Annotated in this window: 19 protein-coding genes; 11 read left to right on the top strand and 8 right to left on the bottom strand. The window is 71.7% G+C overall.

Annotation, left to right across the window (positions count from 1 at the left end):
* Nucleotides 1-178: 178 nt before the first annotated feature.
* Nucleotides 179-367, top strand: a complete 189-nt coding sequence (locus tag ACIQJT_RS15845; RefSeq protein ID WP_402643775.1) for a hypothetical protein — start codon at nucleotides 179-181, stop codon at nucleotides 365-367.
* Nucleotides 368-798: 431 nt separating this feature from the next.
* On the opposite strand, the gene ACIQJT_RS15840 is transcribed toward ACIQJT_RS15845, so the two are convergent.
* Nucleotides 799-984, bottom strand: a complete 186-nt coding sequence (locus ACIQJT_RS15840; protein WP_402643773.1) for a hypothetical protein — start codon at nucleotides 982-984, stop codon at nucleotides 799-801.
* 164 nt (nucleotides 985-1,148) lie between these two features.
* On the opposite strand from ACIQJT_RS15840, the gene ACIQJT_RS15835 reads away from it, so the two are divergent.
* On the top strand, nucleotides 1,149-1,586 hold the full coding sequence (locus ACIQJT_RS15835) for an NUDIX domain-containing protein (protein WP_402643770.1): 438 nt from the start codon (nucleotides 1,149-1,151) through the stop codon (nucleotides 1,584-1,586).
* 30 nt (nucleotides 1,587-1,616) lie between these two features.
* Here the strand turns inward: ACIQJT_RS15835 and ACIQJT_RS15830 are convergent, their stop codons facing one another.
* Both ACIQJT_RS15830 and ACIQJT_RS15825 read right to left on the bottom strand, forming a co-directional pair.
* Entirely contained in the window at nucleotides 1,617-2,129 is a 513-nt protein-coding gene (locus tag ACIQJT_RS15830) for a GtrA family protein (RefSeq protein WP_365452615.1), read from the bottom strand.
* A 200-nt stretch (nucleotides 2,130-2,329) separates the two neighbouring features.
* Complete coding sequence (locus ACIQJT_RS15825; RefSeq protein WP_053852364.1) at nucleotides 2,330-2,818, bottom strand: MarR family winged helix-turn-helix transcriptional regulator; 489 nt, start codon at nucleotides 2,816-2,818, stop codon at nucleotides 2,330-2,332.
* 81 nt (nucleotides 2,819-2,899) lie between these two features.
* On the opposite strand from ACIQJT_RS15825, the gene ACIQJT_RS15820 reads away from it, so the two are divergent.
* The 8 genes from ACIQJT_RS15820 (at nucleotide 2,900) to ACIQJT_RS15785 (ending at nucleotide 13,057) form a co-directional block, all read left to right on the top strand.
* Nucleotides 2,900-3,346 carry an HGxxPAAW family protein gene (locus tag ACIQJT_RS15820; RefSeq protein WP_402643766.1) on the top strand — a complete coding sequence of 149 codons (447 nt, stop codon included), beginning with the start codon at nucleotides 2,900-2,902 and terminating at the stop codon, nucleotides 3,344-3,346.
* A gap of 60 nt (nucleotides 3,347-3,406) precedes the next feature.
* Entirely contained in the window at nucleotides 3,407-4,282 is an 876-nt protein-coding gene (locus ACIQJT_RS15815) for a DUF2797 domain-containing protein (RefSeq protein ID WP_402643764.1), read from the top strand.
* Between the two features lie 167 nt (nucleotides 4,283-4,449).
* A complete protein-coding gene (locus tag ACIQJT_RS15810) occupies nucleotides 4,450-5,190 on the top strand; it encodes a response regulator transcription factor (protein WP_037711888.1) in 741 nt (246 codons plus the stop codon).
* Nucleotides 5,187-6,839, top strand: a complete 1,653-nt coding sequence (locus ACIQJT_RS15805; protein ID WP_402643761.1) for an ATP-binding protein — start codon at nucleotides 5,187-5,189, stop codon at nucleotides 6,837-6,839. Before ACIQJT_RS15810 ends, ACIQJT_RS15805 begins: the two co-directional genes overlap by 4 nt.
* A gap of 14 nt (nucleotides 6,840-6,853) precedes the next feature.
* Nucleotides 6,854-8,368 (top strand): glycosyltransferase, encoded by a 1,515-nt coding sequence (locus ACIQJT_RS15800; protein ID WP_402643759.1) that lies wholly within the window; start codon nucleotides 6,854-6,856, stop codon nucleotides 8,366-8,368.
* Entirely contained in the window at nucleotides 8,368-10,539 is a 2,172-nt protein-coding gene (locus tag ACIQJT_RS15795; protein ID WP_402643756.1) for an ArnT family glycosyltransferase, read from the top strand. Before ACIQJT_RS15800 ends, ACIQJT_RS15795 begins: the two co-directional genes overlap by 1 nt.
* A 121-nt stretch (nucleotides 10,540-10,660) precedes the next feature.
* Nucleotides 10,661-12,142 carry an MFS transporter gene (locus ACIQJT_RS15790; RefSeq protein ID WP_402643753.1) on the top strand — a complete coding sequence of 494 codons (1,482 nt, stop codon included), beginning with the start codon at nucleotides 10,661-10,663 and terminating at the stop codon, nucleotides 12,140-12,142.
* Nucleotides 12,143-12,271: 129 nt separating this feature from the next.
* On the top strand, nucleotides 12,272-13,057 hold the full coding sequence (locus ACIQJT_RS15785; RefSeq protein WP_402643751.1) for a TetR/AcrR family transcriptional regulator: 786 nt from the start codon (nucleotides 12,272-12,274) through the stop codon (nucleotides 13,055-13,057).
* Nucleotides 13,058-13,089: 32 nt separating this feature from the next.
* On the opposite strand, the gene ACIQJT_RS15780 is transcribed toward ACIQJT_RS15785, so the two are convergent.
* The 5 genes from ACIQJT_RS15780 to ACIQJT_RS15760 form a co-directional block, all read right to left on the bottom strand.
* Nucleotides 13,090-13,563 carry a PPOX class F420-dependent oxidoreductase gene (locus tag ACIQJT_RS15780; protein ID WP_053853344.1) on the bottom strand — a complete coding sequence of 158 codons (474 nt, stop codon included), beginning with the start codon at nucleotides 13,561-13,563 and terminating at the stop codon, nucleotides 13,090-13,092.
* 4 nt (nucleotides 13,564-13,567) lie between these two features.
* Nucleotides 13,568-14,083, bottom strand: a complete 516-nt coding sequence (locus ACIQJT_RS15775; RefSeq protein WP_365452599.1) for a class I SAM-dependent methyltransferase — start codon at nucleotides 14,081-14,083, stop codon at nucleotides 13,568-13,570.
* A 35-nt stretch (nucleotides 14,084-14,118) separates the two neighbouring features.
* Nucleotides 14,119-14,940: a YceI family protein gene (locus ACIQJT_RS15770; RefSeq protein ID WP_402643745.1), complete on the bottom strand. Its 822-nt coding sequence runs from the start codon at nucleotides 14,938-14,940 to the stop codon at nucleotides 14,119-14,121.
* A 91-nt stretch (nucleotides 14,941-15,031) separates the two neighbouring features.
* On the bottom strand, nucleotides 15,032-17,557 hold the full coding sequence (locus ACIQJT_RS15765) for an MFS transporter (protein ID WP_402643742.1): 2,526 nt from the start codon (nucleotides 17,555-17,557) through the stop codon (nucleotides 15,032-15,034).
* 13 nt (nucleotides 17,558-17,570) lie between these two features.
* Nucleotides 17,571-18,137 (bottom strand): MarR family winged helix-turn-helix transcriptional regulator, encoded by a 567-nt coding sequence (locus ACIQJT_RS15760; protein WP_402643739.1) that lies wholly within the window; start codon nucleotides 18,135-18,137, stop codon nucleotides 17,571-17,573.
* A 194-nt stretch (nucleotides 18,138-18,331) separates the two neighbouring features.
* On the opposite strand from ACIQJT_RS15760, the gene ACIQJT_RS15755 reads away from it, so the two are divergent.
* Nucleotides 18,332-18,532 (top strand): hypothetical protein, encoded by a 201-nt coding sequence (locus ACIQJT_RS15755; protein WP_053851599.1) that lies wholly within the window; start codon nucleotides 18,332-18,334, stop codon nucleotides 18,530-18,532.
* Nucleotides 18,533-18,658: the final 126 nt, after the last annotated feature.

Here is an 18,658-nt window from a genome sequence, read left to right as displayed (position 1 = left end):
CGAGTGAGGGTTGGGCCGCCCATGTACGCAGGTGAACGGTCCCGTCCAATGACCCGTGGGACATCAACACAGTTGGAATCGTGTGGGCCGACAGCTGGATACCCCCTCGCTGGTGGGTGGCAGCGTGCGTATGGTCACACGTCGGGGACGACCGCGGACGGCGGGGGAGCTGGGGCCTATGAGCAGGAGACGCTATGTGGCCAGGGGCGTGCCTGGTGGTTACCGAATCTGGGACAACCGAGGGCGGCGATGGTGGGGCGACCTCTACGAGTTGTGCCCTGACGACCTCCTGGCCGAGCTCAACGGCGAGGCGGACCAGGCACGAATCACCCTCCTGCTGAAGCGCTACAGGGTGCAGAAGCGGTAGACAGCACAGCGCCGGAGCGTGGATGACGAAAGCGCGCACCAAGCGACCGGCAGCACTTCAGACCGGGTCTCATGGGCCCCCCGGGCAACCTGTATGAGCTCTGACCTCCCCTGACCGATCTCGGTAGAGCTACGGGTCAGAAGGTTGCAGGTTCGAATCCTGCCGAGTGCACAGCAGTCAAAGCCCCCTCGGGATCATCCCGGAGGGGGCTTTGTCGTGCTCACGGCACCGAGGTTTTCCGGTGCCTGGCCGGGCCAGGGGCGGGCTGCCCACCTCGTCTTCATCGCCGAGGACCCGTACGTGGTCAAGGTGCACGACGGGCTCGGCACCCAGATCTCCGCCCGGGTACCGATCGACCTCGAGGCAGGATGGATCGAGGCCTGGAATCTCTGCGGGGCCTCTTGCCGTGGTCGGGGCGGTGGGGCGTTCGTTCATGCCGGGGTCGTGGCCAGGGTGTGGAAGGCCTGGGTGGTGCGGGGGTGGGCCAGTTCGTCCAGCAGGTGGCGCCAGTCGGGGTCGGTGGTGACCGGGTGGGCCTCGTCCCAGGCGGTGAGGAGCGGGGACAGGTCGCTCTCGGGGGCGGTCTTGGCCGGCGGGGTGGACAGGAGCTGGTTCATGGGAGTTCCTTCCGGAAGGGGCCGGTGCCGATGGCCTCTACGATGCCGTCGATCCCGGGGCCGCGACATGGAGCCGTCCGCCCGATCCGGGGTGGGGCAAGCCGCACCCCCAGGGGGTCGTCAGCCCCCCTCGGGGGTGTCGTCGTACCTCTCTGCATGGGGCGGTGGACTGGGCCGAGGCCGTCGAGAAGGGGTGGCTGCATCGGGTTGCGACCACCGTCTGCCGGGATTCGCTCGGGCGGGTCCTCGTGCATCGGCGGCCGGAGGGCCTCTCCCGGTTTCCCGGGCAGTACAACTGGCTGGTGGGCGGGGCCGTCGAGGTCGGGGAGGCGTACGAGGCGGCGGCTGCCCGGGAACTCGCCGAGGAGCTGGGGGTGTTCGGCCGGCCGCGTCCCGTCCTCAAGTTCTGTGCCGCGGCGAGTTCAGCCCCCTCCTGGCTCGGGGCCGCCCGATCTGGGGGGCATCACGTGGTTCGGGGAGGGCGAGTTGCTGGAGGCGGTGGGGCAAGGGGTGTTCGTGTCCGACGGGGTGGAGGTCCTTCGGCGGTACAGGGCGGTACAGGGCGGTACAGGGCGGTCCGAAGGGCCGGAGCGGCGCGGTGAGTTGTGGTCCGGGCCGGCCGTGCCTCCCGCTCAGCAGGCCGGGAGCACCGCGGTGCGCGGCAGCGCCGGGCGGGGCAGGGCGACGACGGTCCCGGACGGGCGCGGGTCCTTGCGGGGGCCCGCGAAGACGAACAGGCGCAGGACCAGGAAGCGGCCGATGCCCGCCAGGGCCGAGGCGCCGAGGTAGACCACCTGTTCCGCGACCGTCCCAGGCGCCGACTGGATCAGGTGCAGCAGGAACATCGCGGCGCAGGTGACGGCGTACGCGGCGGCCGCCGAACCGGAGGACTGGAGGTGCCGGCGCCAGCCGGGGCGACGGCCGGTGCCGAAGGTGAACAGGGCGTGCAGCTCGGTGCACAGGAGGGTGCCGGCCACGGTGATCACCGCGTTCGCCATCGCCCACGGCATCGTCACCGCGACCAGCGGTACCGCGAAGCTGGACAGGACGCCGATCCCGCCGCCGCAGACGACGAAGCGCACGAAGGAGGCGACGGCGCCCGGCGTGGACGGGGACTGGGTCCGGTCGGCCGTCTGCGGCTCCATGGTGTTTCCTCCGGCTCGGCGCTGGCTTGTCGATCCGCTGGATCCCGGATGGACCAGCCGTGATCAACGATGCCGTCGCGAGGGCGCCGAATCGATGGAGCGCACTCCCGAACCGAAGGTAGGGCTGGCTGCACCCCCGGGGTGGGGAACCCCGTCGACTCCCGCTGCGATCAGGGGCGCTCGCCCGCTGTCGGCTTGCGCTACTCGCCTTCCGCGTCCTTCGCCCGCAACTCCTCGATATAGGCGAGCGTCAGGTTCGTCGTACGGCTGAACCAGTCGTGGAGCACGGCGATCTCGTCGGCGGAGTACTCCGCGAAGACGGCGTCGAGGCGGTCGTAGTACGGCTGGTAGAGGGCGACGACCTTGGCCACGGCGTCGGGCTGCGCGGCGACCCGGACGCGGCGGCGGTCGGTGGGGTCGGGGACGCGGGTGACGTAGCCGCCGCGTTCGAGGCGGTTGAGGATGCCGGTGACCGCGCCGGTCGTGACGTGGGCGTGCTCGGCCAGGTCGCCCGCGGTGAGGAGGTTCTCGCCGGCCTTCAGGACGCAGGCGAAGCTCAGCAGGTCGGTGACGTTCAGGCCCAGCCGCTGGGCCATCTCCTGCTGGCCGAGGTGGGCGGTGGCGATGAAGAAGTCCATCGCCTCCAGGGCCTGGGCCGGAGTGGCGGAGGGGCGGGGCTCGGCGTGCATCGGAATCCTTATTCCCTTAGCGTGTAAGAGGTTTCTGATGTAAATTTCTTAGGAGGTGAGAGAGCTGGTCCAGGAGGTTCTGTGAGTGCACATCAGTATGACGAGGGGCACACGGTCGCGGGGTGGACCGGAGTCGCCATCGCCACGGTGGGGACGTCCGTACTGGGGGCGGGGGTGTGCACGGTGTCCGGCGTGCTGATCGCCGTCGGTCTCGTGATCACCGTGGCGAGCGCCCTGGTGACCTGGGCCCTGCACCTGACCGGCTGGGGCAAGCCGCCGGGGCGCCGACCGCGCGAGCAGTGGGCGATGCGGGTGCGGGACACCGGCGCCCGGCAGGGGCACCCGGGGTGCGTCGGATGCCGGATGGCGGGACGCGCCGACGCGCGGACCGGTGTGGTCGGGGCGCGGGCCGCGGCGGCACCGGGGGTGCTGTCCACGGAGCCGGGGGCAGCGGGGGCGGTGTCCGAGAAGGCGGTGTCCAAGAAGGCGGTGGCCGTGGAGCCCGTGTCCGTGGAGTCGTCGCGCTGACCGGCGCCGGCGCCGCTCGTGCCGTCCCGTTGTCAGTGGTGCCCCCTACTCTCGTGAGGGATGGCACAGGGATGGAAGTGCTCGGGGTTGTCGTGGTCGGCGGACGGGCCCGTGCTGCGCTGGGAAGGCGGGCGGCGCAGCGCGCTGACCCGGGGGAAGCGGGTGGCCTTCGGGGTCGCCGAGGGGGGTGTGCGGACATGCGTGGGAGCTCGGGGGCACGCGTGTCCGGCGCGGGCGGCGGTGTCGGCGCGGAGCACGGGGGCGCGGTGCGAGGAGTGCGCGCGACTGGACCGGGCCCACTCCGTGGCGGCCGACACCCTCGCGGACGATCCCCGTCCGTACCGGGTGTACCTGGCGTGGTTCGGGCCCGGCATGGTCAAGGTCGGCATCACGGCGTTCGAGCGGGGCCCGGCGCGCCTGTGGGAGCAGGGTGCCGTCTGTTTCAGCTGGCTCGGCACCGGCCCGCTCATGGCCGCGCGGCGCACCGAGGAACTGCTGCGGGCGGCGCTCTCGGTCCCGGACCGCATTCCGTACGGCGCCAAGCGGGTCGTACGGTCCGCCCTGCCGGGGTCGGCCGCCGAGTGGGCCGCCGAGATCGCCGAACTGCACGCGCGTGCGGTGGCGTTGGGCGGCTGGCCGGAGTCCCTGACGCGGGCGCCGTACCGACCGGTCGACCACGTCGAGATCTTCGGTCTCGCCGGACTGCCCACCGCCGTGGGTGAGGTGACCGGGCTCGTCGCGGGCGGGTCGGTGGGGGGACGGCTCCTCGCGGCCGCCGGACCGGACCTGCACCTGGAGACGGCGGACGGAGGAGCCGTCGTGCTCGACACCCGGCTGATGACCGGATGGGAGCTGGTGCCGGCCGACGGGGCGGACATCACCGTGCCGGTGCGGGAGTTCAGGGAGGCGCCAGGGGTGCAGGACGGGTTGTTCTGACGGGTCGGCGGGGGGAGCCGTCGACTTCGTGGGCTCCCCGGACGGCTTGTCCGCACGGTCGGACAAGCCACTTCCCAGGCGTTCCCTGAGAGCCGCCTGTGCGTTTCTCAGAGAAATCACAGACTGCCGAAAGGGTGCTCTCAGGGGGCCCCGACATGGTGTTCACCATGACCACGACCTCGCCCCAGGGGCGCACCGAACTGCTGAGGCCGGACGGGAGCCCCGTCCGCGTGCTTGTGGTGGACGACGAGCTGTCGATCACCGAACTGCTGTCCATGGCCCTGCGTTACGAGGGATGGCAGATCCGCAGCGCCGGGGACGGCACGGGTGCCGTCCAGACCGCGCGGGAGTTCCGGCCCGACGCCGTGGTCCTGGACATGATGCTCCCGGACATGGACGGCCTCACCGTCCTGGGCCGGCTGCGGCGCGAGCTGCCGGACGTGCCCGTGCTGTTCCTGACCGCGAAGGACGCGGTCGAGGACCGTATCGCGGGGCTCACCGCCGGCGGCGACGACTACGTCACCAAGCCGTTCAGCCTCGAGGAGGTCGTGGCCCGGCTGCGCGGACTCATCCGCCGCTCCGGGGCGGCCGACCGCCGCTCCGACTCCGTGCTGGTCGTCGGCGACCTCACCCTCGACGAGGACAGCCACGAGGTCTCGCGGGCCGGGGAGAACATCCACCTCACCGCGACCGAGTTCGAGCTCCTGCGGTTCCTCATGCGCAATCCCCGGCGGGTGCTGAGCAAGGCGCAGATCCTCGACCGGGTGTGGTCCTACGACTTCGGCGGCCAGGCCAACGTCGTCGAGCTCTACATCTCCTACCTGCGCCGGAAGATCGACGCGGGCCGGGAGCCGATGATCCACACCCGGCGCGGCGCCGGTTACCTGATCAAGCCCGCCGCGTCATGAGCGGGCGACGACGGCCACGGGCGCAGAAGCGGGCACGGCGAGCAGGCAAGCCGCGCACGCTGCGGACGCGGCTCGTCGTCGCGTCGGTGGTGCTGATCGCCGTGGTCTGCTCGGTGATCGGCACGGTGACGACACTGGCGTTGCGGACCCATCTGTACGACCAGCTGGACGGCAAGCTGCGTGAGACCGCCGGGCGCGCGGTGGGCTTCGGCAGGGACAACGCACCGCAGCAGGGCAAAGAGCCTCCGAAGGACCTGCCCGGCACGCAGCCGGACATCCCGGCGAGCGCCAAGGCCGCGAACCTCATCAAGCAGGCCCCGACGCAGCCCGACACCATCGCCGCGTACGTGCAGAAGGGCAAGATCGTCAGTGCCGCCGTCGCCGAGCAGCAGAAGGACAGCAACGGCGACTTCAAGGGAATGACGGCCGCCGGGCTCAACGCCGCGCAGAAGGCGGCCCTCGCCGCCGTGCCGCGGGACGACGACGCCCACACCGTGGACGTCCCGGGCCTCGGCGAGTACCGCGTCCAGTACGTCACCAGCAGGGACAACACCGACTCGTACTACATCGCCCTGCCCACCGACGACGTCAACAGCACCATCAACACCCTGATCCTCGTCGAGGTCAGCGTCACCGCCGCCGGCCTCGGCGCGGCCGTGATCGCCGGTTACGTCCTCGTCGGGCTCGCCACCCGCCCCCTGCGCAAGGTCGCCAACACCGCCACCCGGGTCTCCGAACTGCCGCTGCACACCGGGGAGGTCAACCTGAGCGAGCGGGTGCCCGAGTCGGAGTGCGACCCGCACACCGAGGTCGGGCAGGTCGGCTCCGCGCTGAACCGGATGCTGGACCACGTCCACGGCGCCCTGCACGCACGGCAGCAGAGCGAGATGCGGGTACGGCAGTTCGTCGCCGACGCCAGTCACGAGCTCAGAACACCGCTGGCCTCCATCCGCGGGTACGCCGAACTCACCCGGCGCGGCAGGGAACAGGTCGGCCCCGACACCCGGCACGCCCTCGGCCGTATCGAGTCCGAGGCGGGCCGGATGACCCTGCTCGTGGAGGACCTGCTGCTGCTCGCGCGCCTGGACGCCGGGCGGCCGCTCCAGTTCGAGCAGACCGACCTCGTCCCGCTCGTCGTGGACACCATCAGCGACGCCCGCGCGGCCGGCATGGACCACAACTGGCGCCTGGACCTGCCCGACGAACCCGCCCTCGTCTCCGGCGACGCGGCCCGTCTCCAGCAGGTGCTCATCAACCTGCTCGGCAACGCCCGCAAGCACACCCCGCCGGGTACGACGGTCACCGCGCGCGTGCAGCGCCGCGGACCGTGGATGTGCGTGGACGTCGAGGACAACGGCCAGGGCATCCCGGCCGACCTGCTCCCGCACGTCTTCGAACGGTTCGCGCGCGGCGACTCCGCGCGCTCCCGTGCCACCGGGTCCACCGGCCTCGGCCTCGCCATCGTGCAGGCCGTCGCGACCGCGCACGGCGGCGCGGTGACCGTGGACAGTGTTCCGGGACGGACCGTGTTCACCGTGCACCTGCCCGCGGTCGGGCCCGCGGTCCCCCTTCCGGCGCCCGAAACGAACTGGCAATCGCACTCACAGGCACAGCACAGCGCCGCCATATGGGTGCGACAGGGGGCTTGACCAGAGTCGTTCACATGCGAACCGACTCTTCTCCCGGCACCCTGCCGGCGCGGGAGCACCTCCCGGCCGGCGACGCCGGTACGCCTGTCCTGGACGTAGTGATCCCCGTCTACAACGAGGAGAAGGACCTCCAGCCGTGTGTGCTGAGACTGCACGAGCACCTCGAGCGCACCTTCCCGTACGCGTTCCGCATCACCATCGCGGACAACGCGTCGACGGACACCACTGCCCTGGTGGCGCGGACGCTGGAGGCGGAGATCGCGGAGGTCAGGGCCTTCCGGCTGGAACAGAAGGGCCGCGGCCGGGCCCTGCGGACCGTCTGGTCCGCCTCCGACGCCCCGGTCCTCGCCTACATGGACGTGGACCTGTCCACCGACCTCAACGCCCTGCTGCCGCTGGTGGCCCCGCTGATCTCGGGCCACTCCGACCTGGCGATCGGCTCCCGGCTCGCCCGCAGCTCCCGGGTGGTGCGCGGCCCCAAGCGGGAGTTCATCAGCCGCGCCTACAACCTCGTCCTGCGCGGCTCCCTCCAGGCCCGCTTCTCCGACGCCCAGTGCGGGTTCAAGGCCATCCGGCGTGAGGTGGCGCAGGTCCTGCTGCCGCTCGTCGAGGACACCGGCTGGTTCTTCGACACCGAGATGCTGGTCATCGCCGAGCGCGCGGGACTGCGGATCCACGAGGTGCCCGTCGACTGGGTCGACGACCCGGACTCCAGCGTCCACATCGTCAAGACGGCGACCGAGGACCTCAAGGGCGTGTGGCGGGTGGGCAAGGCGCTGGCGAGCGGATCGCTGCCGCTGGACCGGATCACCCGGCCGTTCGGCGACGACCCGCGCGACCGTGAGATCCAGGACGTGCCGAAGGGGCTGGCCCGCCAGCTCGTCGGGTTCTGTGTCGTCGGCGGTCTGTCGACCCTCTTCTACCTCGTCCTCTACAGCGCCTTCCGGCAGTTCGGCGGCTCCCAGGTCGCCAACGCTCTGGCCCTGCTGGTCTCCGCGGTCGCCAACACCGCCGCCAACCGGCGGCTGACCTTCGGGGTGCGCGGGCGCGGCGGTGCCGTCCGGCACCAGGCGCAGGGCCTGGTCGTCTTCGGTATCGGCCTCGCGCTGACCAGCGGCTCCCTCGCCGCCCTCGACGCGGCCAGCAGCGATCCCGCGCACTCCACCGAGCTGGCGGTGCTGGTCGCCGCCAACCTCGCGGCGACCGTGCTGCGGTTCCTGCTCTTCCGGGCCTGGGTCTTCCCCGACCGCGGTGACGACCGGCCCCGGTCCACCGTCGTCACCGCCCGCCCCCCGTCCTCGCCGGCCTGCGCCACCCAGCAGTTCCCGCGGCAGCCGTACGCACCGCTGCCCCGGCCCCCGGCGCCGCACCAGTATGCGGCGACGCCGTACACCCCGGCGTCCCCGTACGACACGACCGAGTTCCGCGCCGGTGAAGCCGCGGAAGCCGCGGAGCAGCGCTCCTGGAAGGACGCCACCGTGCGGTTGCAGCCGGTGCGCCCGACCGACACCGAACCGAGGAAGTCCTGATGACCACGCAGACCGACCGTCCGGCCCAGCAGGGTTCCGGGCGGGCTCCGACGGCGACGGCTCCCGGGGCGCCGGACGCCGCCCAGGCCCCCGGGTCCGGTGAACCCCGGCAGCCCTTCGTCCGCAGACTGTGGCGCGGCCGCCCCGAGGACCCCCGCTGGGCGCGCCCGGCCTTCCTCGGCCTGCTGGCCGCGACCCTCCTGCTCTACCTGTACAACCTGAGCTCCTCCGGCTACGCCAACTCCTTCTACTCGGCGGCGGTCCAGGCGGGATCGCAGTCCTGGAAGGCGTTCTTCTTCGGCTCGCTGGACGCGGGCAACGCGATCACCGTCGACAAGCCCCCGGCCTCGCTGTGGCCGATGGAGCTGTCGGTGCGGATCTTCGGCCTGAACTCCTGGGCGATCCTGGCCCCCGAGGTCCTCATGGGCGTCGGCACGGTCGCCGTCGTCCACGCCGCCGTGCGCCGCCGGTTCAGCCCCGCGGCCGGTCTGATCGCGGGCGCCGTGCTCGCGCTCACCCCCGTCGCGGCGCTGATGTTCCGGTTCAACAACCCCGACGCCATGCTGGCGCTGCTGATGTCGGTGGCCTGCTGTCTCGTGGTCCGCGCCCTGGAGGACGGCCGTACGAAGTGGCTGGTGTGGGCGGGTGCCGCGATCGGCTTCGCGTTCCTCGCCAAGACCCTCCAGGCCTTCCTTATCCTGCCGCCGCTGGCGATCGTCTACGCCGTCTGCGCGCCGGTGTCCGTCAGGAAGCGGCTGGGTCAACTGGCCGCGGCCACGCTGGCGTTGATCGTGTCCGGCGGCTGGTGGGTGGCGATCGTCGAGCTGTGGCCCGCGTCGTCCCGCCCCTACATCGGCGGCTCCCAGAACAACTCCTTCCTGGAACTGACCTTCGGCTACAACGGCCTCGGCCGCCTCAACGGCGACGAGACCGGCTCGGTCGGCGGCGGTGGCGGCGGAGGCGGCACCGGGCAGTGGGGCGAGACCGGCTGGGACCGGATGTTCAACTCCGAGATCGGCGGCCAGATCTCCTGGCTGCTGCCGGCCGCGTTGATCCTGCTCGTCGCCGGTCTGGTGGCGACCCGCAGGCTCAAGCGGACGTCGGCGACCCGCGGCGCGTTCCTGGTCTGGGGCGGCTCGCTGCTGATGACCATGGTCGTCTTCAGCTACATGGCGGGCATCTTCCACCAGTACTACACGGTGGCCCTCGCCCCCTACCTGGCGGCCGTGATCGGCATGGGCGCGGGCATCCTGTGGGAGAAGCGCGCCGCGCTGTGGGCGTCGATCACCCTCGCGGCCTCGGTCGTGGCGGCGGCCGCCTGGGGCTACGTCCTCCTCGACCGCACCTCCGACTACCTGCCCTGGCTGAAGTACCTGGTCCTGATCGGCGGCCTGGTCGCCGCGCTCGGTCTGGTCTTCGCGGGCCGGCTCAGCCGGCGACTCGCCCTCGCCGCGGCCTGCCTGGGCCTGGTGGCCGCCCTGGCCGGCCCGACGGCGTACACCCTGAGCACCCTCCAGGAGGGCCACACCGGTTCCATCGTGACGGCGGGCCCGGCGGGCGCGTCCATGATGGGCGGCGGTCCGGGCGGAGGCGGCGGTGGCCGGGGCGGCTTCGGCGGCGGCATGCCGGGCCAGAACCAGCAGAACGGCAACGGCAACACGCAGGGCGGCGGCACGGGCGGCTTCCCCGGCGGCATGCCCGGCCGGCCGGGGCAGCAGAACGGCGACGGCGGCACCCAGAACCAGCAGGGCGGCTCCGGCGGACAGACGGGTGACGGCCCCATGGGCGGCGGTGGCGCCGGCGGCCTGCTGAACGGCGCGAGCGTCGGCTCCGAGGCCAAGAAGCTGCTGGAGACCGACTCGTCGCAGTACACCTGGGTCGCGGCGGCGATCGGCGCACAGAACGCGGCGAGCTACCAACTGTCCACCGGAGAACCGGTGATGGCGATCGGCGGCTTCAACGGCACCGACCCGTCGCCCACGCTCGCCCAGTTCAAGAAGTACGTGGAGGAGGGGAGGATCCACTACTTCATCTCCAGCGGCTCCGGCGGCGGCATGGGCGGCGGCAGCGGTACGTCCTCGCAGATCACCTCGTGGGTCGAGGCCAACTTCAAGAAGGTGACGGTCGGTTCGGCCACCTTCTACGACCTCACCCAGGAGGCGAACGGCTGACGGTTCTCGAAAGGGACAGGGGCGGTGACCTCGGTCACCGCCCCTGTCGTCGTACGGCTGGAAGTGCGACGACGGAAAACCGCGTTGTACGCCGTATAAGAACTGTTCTACGGTGTACAGCATGACCGCTCCCGCCCCCGCCGCCGTCTCCCAGGGCCACCCCCAGCGCTGGCTGATACTCGGCGTCATCTGCCTCGCGCAGCTCACCGTGCTGCTCGACAACACGATCCTGAACGTGGCGATCCCCTCCCTCACCAGGGAACTGGGCGCCGCCACCTCCGACATCCAGTGGATGATCAACGCGTACTCGCTGGTGCAGTCGGGGCTCCTGCTCACCGCGGGCAGCGCCGCCGACCGCTACGGCCGCAAGAAGATGCTGGCCGCGGGACTGGTCCTGTTCGGCGTCGGTTCACTGGTCGCGGGCCTCGCCGACTCCACCGCCCAACTGATCGCGGCCCGGGCCGGGATGGGCGTGGGCGGCGCCCTGCTGATGACCACCACGCTCGCCGTGGCGATGCAGATCTTCGCGCCCGGGGAGCAGCCGCGGGCGATCGGCATCTGGGCGGCGGTGAACTCGCTGGGCTTCGCGGCCGGCCCCCTCCTCGGCGGCTTCATGCTGAACCACTTCTGGTGGGGCGCGATCTTCCTGATCAACTTGCCGGTCGCCGCGCTCGCCCTGGTCGCGGTGGTGATCCTGGTCCCCGAGTCCAAGAACCCCCGGGGCGACCGCCCCGACCTGCTCGGCGCGCTGCTCTCCACGATCGGCATGGCGGCCCTGGTGTTCGCGATCATCTCCGGCCCCGAGCACGGCTGGACGTCCGGCCGGGTGCTGGTGCCGGCGACGGTCGCGGTGGCGGTCCTGGGGGCGTTCGCGTACTGGGAGAGCCGCATCCCGTACCCCATGCTCGACATGCACTTCTTCCGCGACCGCCGGTTCACCGGCGCGGTGGCGGGAGCGGTCCTGATCACCTTCGGCATGGGCGGCTCGCTCTTCCTGCTCACCCAGCACATGCAGTTCGTCCTCGGTTACGGCCCCCTGGAGGCGGGCCTGCGGACGGCACCGCTCGCGCTGATGATCGTGGCCCTCAACTTCACGGGCGTCGCGGCGAAGTGGTCGACGAGACTGGGGACCCCGCTGTCCATCGGCCTCGGCATGGCGGTGATGGCCGCGGGCCTCCTCTCCATCGCCACGCTCACCGGCCACGGCTATGCGGGCACGCTCCTCGGGCTGGTGCTGATCGGCGCGGGGGCGGCGGTCGCGAGCCCCGCGATGGCACACGCGATCATGAGCGCGATCCCGCCGGAGAAGGCCGGGGTCGGCGCGGGAATCAACGGCACGGTCGCCGAGTTCGGGCAGGGGCTGGGGGTCGCGGTCCTGGGTGCGGTGCTGAACGCGCGGTTCGCGGCGGGGATCTCGGTGGCCGCGGTGTCCCTGCCGGGGGCGCTGGCGGAGGCGGGGTCGGCGTCGGAGCGGGCGCGGATCACGGACGCGTTCGCCTCCGGCCTGGAGAGCAGCCAGTCGGTGGGGGCGGTGGCCGTGCTGCTGGGCGGGGTGGTGGCGGGGGTGTTGTTGCGGCGGGCCGAGCGGGGAGAAGGCGCCTGAGGGGGTGAGGGTCCTGGAGCGTCGGCCGACGCAGGCCGGTTGTGGCAGGTCGCGCAGTTCCCCCCGCCCCTTAAGTTGGAAGGCACCTGGCAGCTTTGCCGGTGGACGGACGTTTCTGAAAGGTGCGCCATGGCTAACGCGGGCCAGAAGGCCTCGGGTCGGACCAGTGTCTGGCTGGACGGCAAGGTGCGCCGGAGCGGGCGGGGCAGCGGCCAGCCGTCCGGCCTTGACCGGGACCGGATCACCGAGGTGACCGTACGGCTCCTGGACGCGGAGGGGCTGGCCAAGTTCTCCATGCGGCGGCTGGCCGCCGAGCTGAACGTGACCGCGATGTCCGTCTACTGGTACGTCGACACCAAGGACGACCTGCTCGAACTCGCCCTGGACGCGGTCTTCGGCGAGCTGGAGCTGCCGGACCCGGACGCCGACGAGGACTGGCGGGACCAACTGCGCACGGTGGCCGGGGAGTACCGGGGACTGCTGGTCCGGCACCCCTGGGTCTCACCGCTGGCCGGCACCTTCCTCAACATCGGCCCGCACTCCCTGGCCCTGTCCCGGACCGTGCACCGGGTCGTCCGCAGGACCGGCCTGCCCGCCCACGGCATCACCGGCGCGATCTCCGCCGTCTTCCAGTTCGTCTACGGCTTCGGCACCATCGAGGGCCACTTCGCCACCCGGGCGGCCCGCGCCGGCATGACCCAGGAGTCCTACTTCCGCCACGCCATGGCCTCGGCGACCCGGTCCCCCGACGCCGCCGAGATCCTCAGGGAGAACGAGGAGATCATGACGGCGAGGGGCGGCGACACGGTGGAGGAAATGAGGGACAGGGACTTCGACTTCGCCCTGGAGCTACTGGTGGCAGGCATCGAGGCGAAGGTGAGGACGACTCCCCGGGGGCCCGACCGGCCACAGTGAACCCGCACCCGCCGACGAACGAGAAGCCCTCCTCACGCGTCCGGCGAAGCCAACCGCGCCGGGAAACCGCCGGTGGCAACCGGCCCCCACCGCTCCGGCGTGACCCGGATGATCGACTTACCCTGCTTCACCATCGCCGCCCGGTACTCGTCCCAGTCGGGGTGCTCCCCGGAGATGTTCCGGAAGTACTCCACCAACGGCTCCACGGAGTCGGGCGAGTCGATGACCTCCGCGGTCCCGTCGACCTGCACCCACGGTCCGTTCCAGTCGTCGCTCAGCACGACCACGCTCACCCGCGGATCCCGCTTCGCGTTCCTCGTCTTCGCCCGCTCGGGATACGTCGACACGACGATCCGCCCCGAGTCGTCCACCCCGCACGTCAGCGGCGAGGCCTGCGGTGACCCGTCCGCCCGCCGTGTCAGCAGGATCGCCCGGTGCCGGGGCCGCACGAAGTCCAGCAGCTCTTCCAGGGAGACGGACGTGTTGGTCGCGATGTTCGGTGCCATGGAATCAGCCTAGTTGGAGCGCCACGGCGTGCCAGTGCACCGCGTCCCGGCCGAGCCGGTCCGTGCCCTCGGCCACGGTCCGCAGCAGTCTCAGCCCCGCCGCCACCGGCACCACCATCAGCGCGCTCACCAGCAGCAGTCCGACCACCCCCATCGCGACGGTCACCGTCACCGCGGCAGTGACCGCGGTCAGCAGGACCACGTCGTAGGGCCCCCGCACACCCGGTATCTCCGGCAGGGCGCCCGCCCGCCAGGTCACCCCGCTGCCGGGGTGCAGCCGCTCGGCCACCCGCCGCAGCTCCGCCACCGGCTCCGCCGCGTCGACGGTGTATCCGCGGCCGGCCGGCGCCGCCGCGTCCCGCCCGGTCCCCGCGCCGACGTCCAGCACCCGCGCGGGCGCCGGCGGCAGCAGGTCCAGCAGTGCCCCGTGCACGTCCTCGAGCGACACGCTCTCGTAGACCCGCCCGAGCCGCTCCGCCGACTCGGCGTAGTACGCCTGCACCCCCGTGCTCCGCTCCATGCCCCGAACCGTACGTCCCGCCACTGACAACGCCCTCAGGCCTGCGGCAGCGACTCCCCCTGGACCGCCTGCACATCGAGCTCGACCTTCAGGGTCGTGCCGATCGCCGCGATCCCGGCCTGCACGACCTGGTTGTAGTTCATGGCGAAGTCGTCCCGCCGCAGCTGGGCCGTGGCCCGGAAGGCCGCGCGGGTGCCGCCCCAGGGGTCGGCGCCCGTGCCCAGGTAGGCGAGGTCCAGGTCCACCGGCCGTACGACACCCCGCATCGCCAGTTCCCCGTGGACCGTCCAGCGGTCGGTGCCGGCCACCGTCAGCCCCGTCGACCGGTAGGTGATCTCCGGGTACCGCTCGACGTCCAGGAAGTCCGCCGAGCGCAGGTGCTCGTCCCGCATCGCGTTGCCCGTGTCGATGGAGGCGGCCCGGATCATCGCCTCCACCCGGGACTTGGTCACGTCGTCCGGGGCGACCTCGATCGCCGCGGTGAAGTCGGTGAAGCGGCCGTGCACGCTGGAGATGCCCAGGTGCTGGGCGACCGCCCCCACGCTGGAGTGGGCCGGGTCGACGGTCCAGGGCCCGGGCGGCGGGAGTTCCGCCCCGCCGATACGGGCCAGCGTGACCGTGCCGACCTCGGCCCGCCCGCTCGCCGTGACGATCGCGCTGGAGGCGGCGGGCGCGTATCCCACGGCCGTGACGATGACGGTGTACGGCCCCGGCTCCAGCGGAGTCCCGTCCCGTACCGCCCCCTCGGCGTCCGCCTCCGCGCGCAGCACCTGGGCGCCGGTCATGTCGGTCACCGTGACGACCGCGTGCGACACGGCCCATCCGTCCCGGGTGCGGATCCTCGCGGTCAGTCCCATGTCTCACAACTCCTCGAATGAGACCGGCCCGTGGCGGGCGCGCGCCTCCCATCGGAGCGCGCGCTCCCCGCCACGGGCCGGAGCGGTTGAACTACTCGCCGGGGTGGGCGAGTTCGATGTCGTGGCCGTCGACCGCGGGGCCGTTCACCGTCACGGCCGTCGCCTGCGGCGGGTAGCCCGTGGCGATGACCGTGTACTCGCCGCCGTCCAGGTCGGTGAAGGCGTACGCCCCGTCCGTCCCGGTGGTGGCGGTGCCGACCACGTTGCCGGCCGCGTCCACGAGGGTGACCCGCGCGTCGGCCAGCGGACCGTGCGGCGCCCGGACGACACCCTGGAGGCGGGCGCCCGAGTCGAGGTCGACCTCGATGCGGGTGACGCCGGTGCCGCCGACCTCGACGGGCAGGGCGCGCGGCCGGAACCCGGCGGCGTTCACCGCGACGGTCACCGCACCCGGCACCAGCTCACCGAAGGCGAACTCGCCCTGCTCACCGGTGGTCCCGGTGGCCAGCAGATCTCCGCGCACATCGGTGACGATCACCATCGCGTCCTTGACCGGCTCCCCGCTCTGCGCGGCCCGCACGAGCCCGTTCAGCCCGCTGGTGCCGCTGAGGAGGACGTCGTAGGCCACCGGCTCACCGTTCACGAGGACGGTGGACGCCTGCGGCTGGAAGCCGTCCGCGGAGGCGATCAGGACGTACGACCCGACGCCCGGTGCCTCGACCGCGTAGGAACCGTCGGCCTGCGTCACCGCCCGGCCCAGCTGCTGTCCCGAGAGCGAGATCAGCGTGACCGCGGCCTGCGGGACCGGGGCGCTCTCGGCGCCGCGCACGAAGCCGCGGACCGGGATGCCGCCGGAGCCCTCACCGGAGGCTTCGGGACGGGCGAGGGTGGCGACGGCGGACAGCCGCTGCGTGCCCTCGGGGGCGGTCTCGGTGTCGGAGGCGGTGGCGGCCCAGCTCGGGGTGTGCGCGGCGGCCGGGGCCTCGGCGGCTTCCGCGGCCACCTCGGCCGGCGACTGCTCCGCCGCGGCCTGCGCCAGCGCGCCCTTGGTCCGCAGCGGGACCTCCTTGATGAACAGGGTGATCAGGAACGCGACGGCCGCGAGGGCGCCGGCGATCAGGAACACGTCGGCGATGCCGTGCCCGTAGGAGCTCTCCACCAGCGTGCGCACCGGGGCCGGGAGCTTGGCCAGGTCCGGGATGCTGTCGGTGGAGGAGCCGGAACCGGCCAGGGCGGCCCGGTACTGCGGGTCGAGAGCGGCGACGCCGTCCTCGACGTAGTGCGTGATCCGGTGGGCCATGACCGCACCGAGCGCGGAGACGCCGACCGCACCACCCAGGGAACGGAAGAAGGTGACCGTCGAGCTGGCCGCGCCGAGGTCGCTCGGCTCGACCTGGTTCTGCGTGCACAGCACCAGGTTCTGCATCATCATGCCGATGCCGAGACCCAGCAGGGCCATGAAGATCGACATCTTCCAGTAGGCCGTGTCGTACCGGATGGTGCCCAGCAGGCCCAGTCCGGCCGTCACCAGCACACCACCGCTGACCAGCCACGCCTTCCAGCGTCCGGTGCGGGTGATGAACTGCCCGGAGACGGTCGAGGAGACGAACAGACCACCGATCATCGGGATGGTCATGACGCCGGACATCGTCGGGGACTTGTCGCGGGCCAGCTGGAAGTACTGGCTGAAGAAGACCGTGCCGGTGAACATCGCGACACCGACGAACAGCGAGGCCAGCGACGCCAGCGTGATGGTCCGGTTGCGGAACAGCCGCAGCGGGATGATCGGCTCGGTGGCCTTGGACTCGATCAGCACGAACAGCAGTCCGAGCACGATCGAACCGCCGACCATCGTGTACGTCTGCCACGACAGCCAGTCGTACTTGTCACCGGCGAAGGTGACCCAGACCAGCAGCAGCGAGACGGCGGCGGCGATGAAGGTCGCGCCGGCCCAGTCGACCTTGACGTCCCGCTTCACGACGGGCAGGTGCAGGGTCTTCTGGAGCACGATCAGCGCGATGACGGCGAAGGGGACGCCGACGTAGAAGCACCAGCGCCAGCCCAGCCACGAGGTGTCGGTGATGACACCGCCGAGCAGCGGGCCGCCGACGGTGGCGACGGCGAAGGTCGCGCCGAGGTAGCCGGAGTAACGGCCGCGCTCACGCGGGGAGATCATCGCGGCCATGACGATCTGCGCGAGGGCGGACAGACCGCCGACGCCGATGCCCTGGACGACACGGCAGGCGATCAGCATGCCGGCGTTCTGCGAGAGACCGGCGGCTGCGGAGCCGAGGACGTAGATGACCAGCGCTATCTGGACGAGCGCCTTCTTGCTGTACAGGTCGGCGAGCTTGCCCCACAGGGGGGTGGCCGCGGTCATCGACAGGAGGGCGGCGGTGACGACCCAGGTGTAGGCGGACTGGCCGCCGCCGAGGTCGCTGATGATGTGCGGGAGCGCGTTGGTGACGATCGTGGACGACAGGATCGCCACGAACATGCCGAGCAGCAGGCCGGAGATGGCCTCCATGATCTGCCGGTGCGTCATCGGGGCGTACTCGCCGGAGCCTCCCCCGTGCTTGGCGTGAGCCCGCACACCGGCTGGTGTGGTCGTTGCCATGGGCTTCCTTCTCTTACTGGGTGATCGCGGGTGTACGGGTGGTCTGTTCGAGTACGGGGGGTGCGGGGGGCCGGGGGTCGGGGCCGTGGGCGCGGGTGTCGTCTGCGCGGGTGTGGTGTGAGCGGGTGTCATGGGTTCGCGGGTCGTGGGCTCGGGTGTCGTCGAAGCTCGCCCGCAGCCGGGCCATCAGCGCGGTGAGCTGGGCCACCTCGTCGTCGCTCCAGTCGCTCAGCCGCTCGGCGAGCAGGTGGCAGGTCCGCCGGGAGAGCTGGTCGAGGAGCGACTGGCCGGCCGGCGTCAGACGCAGGATGCGGGAACGCTTGTCCGCGGGGTCGGGGGAGCGCTCGATCCAGCCGCGCTCGGCGACGTGCGCCACGTGGCGGCTGGTGACCGACATGTCCACGGCGAGCAACTCGGAGAGCTTGCTCATGCGCATGTCCCCGTAGCGCCCGAGCAGGGTCAGTACGGCGGCGGAACCGGCGGGGCACTCGGACGGCATCATGCGTCCTATCTCCCGCTTCACGGCTCCGAAGGCGCTGAACTGGCGGATCAGCTCCTCGTAGCGCGCCTGCTCGGCCATCACACCTCCCGTATTTGTTGCTTAGGGCAACCATAGGCGTGCTTGGTTGCTACAGGCAAATAAGTTGGGTAGGTGCGGCATAAAAACTTGGCAAAGGCAAGTATTGCGAACGTAAACCTGCACGTGGGGTCCGCTGATACCCCCGTCAGCCCCGCACTTGGGCGCCACTGCCAGATTCGCTAGGGTCTCTGGGCATGGCTGACAACCAGGGCCCCCAGGGCAACTACGACCCCGCCGGCAGCACCCAGATGTTCCGCGCGTTCGTCGACGAGGGCCCGCAGGGCCGACAGCAGACCGCGCCCGCGGCGTCGGGCGGCCCGCGCATCGGGCTCATCGTGGGTGTGGTGATCGCGGTGGCGATCGTGGCGGCGGTGGCTTGGCTGGCGCTGAAGTAGTGACGGTGCGGCTTGGTGGGGGCGGGCGTTGTGCGCAGTTCCCCGCGCCCCTGATGCCTGCGGCGGCCCGTCGCTGTCCGGTGGGGGCGTGTGTAGCGCCTTGGGTTCGGTGGGTGGGTCGGGGCC

The sequence above is a fragment of the Streptomyces sp. NPDC091972 genome, from assembly GCF_044756385.1.
Taxonomy (GTDB): domain Bacteria; phylum Actinomycetota; class Actinomycetes; order Streptomycetales; family Streptomycetaceae; genus Streptomyces.
The sequence above is the reverse complement of the archived record's forward strand: the minus strand, read 5'-3'. Positions and strand labels throughout refer to the sequence as shown.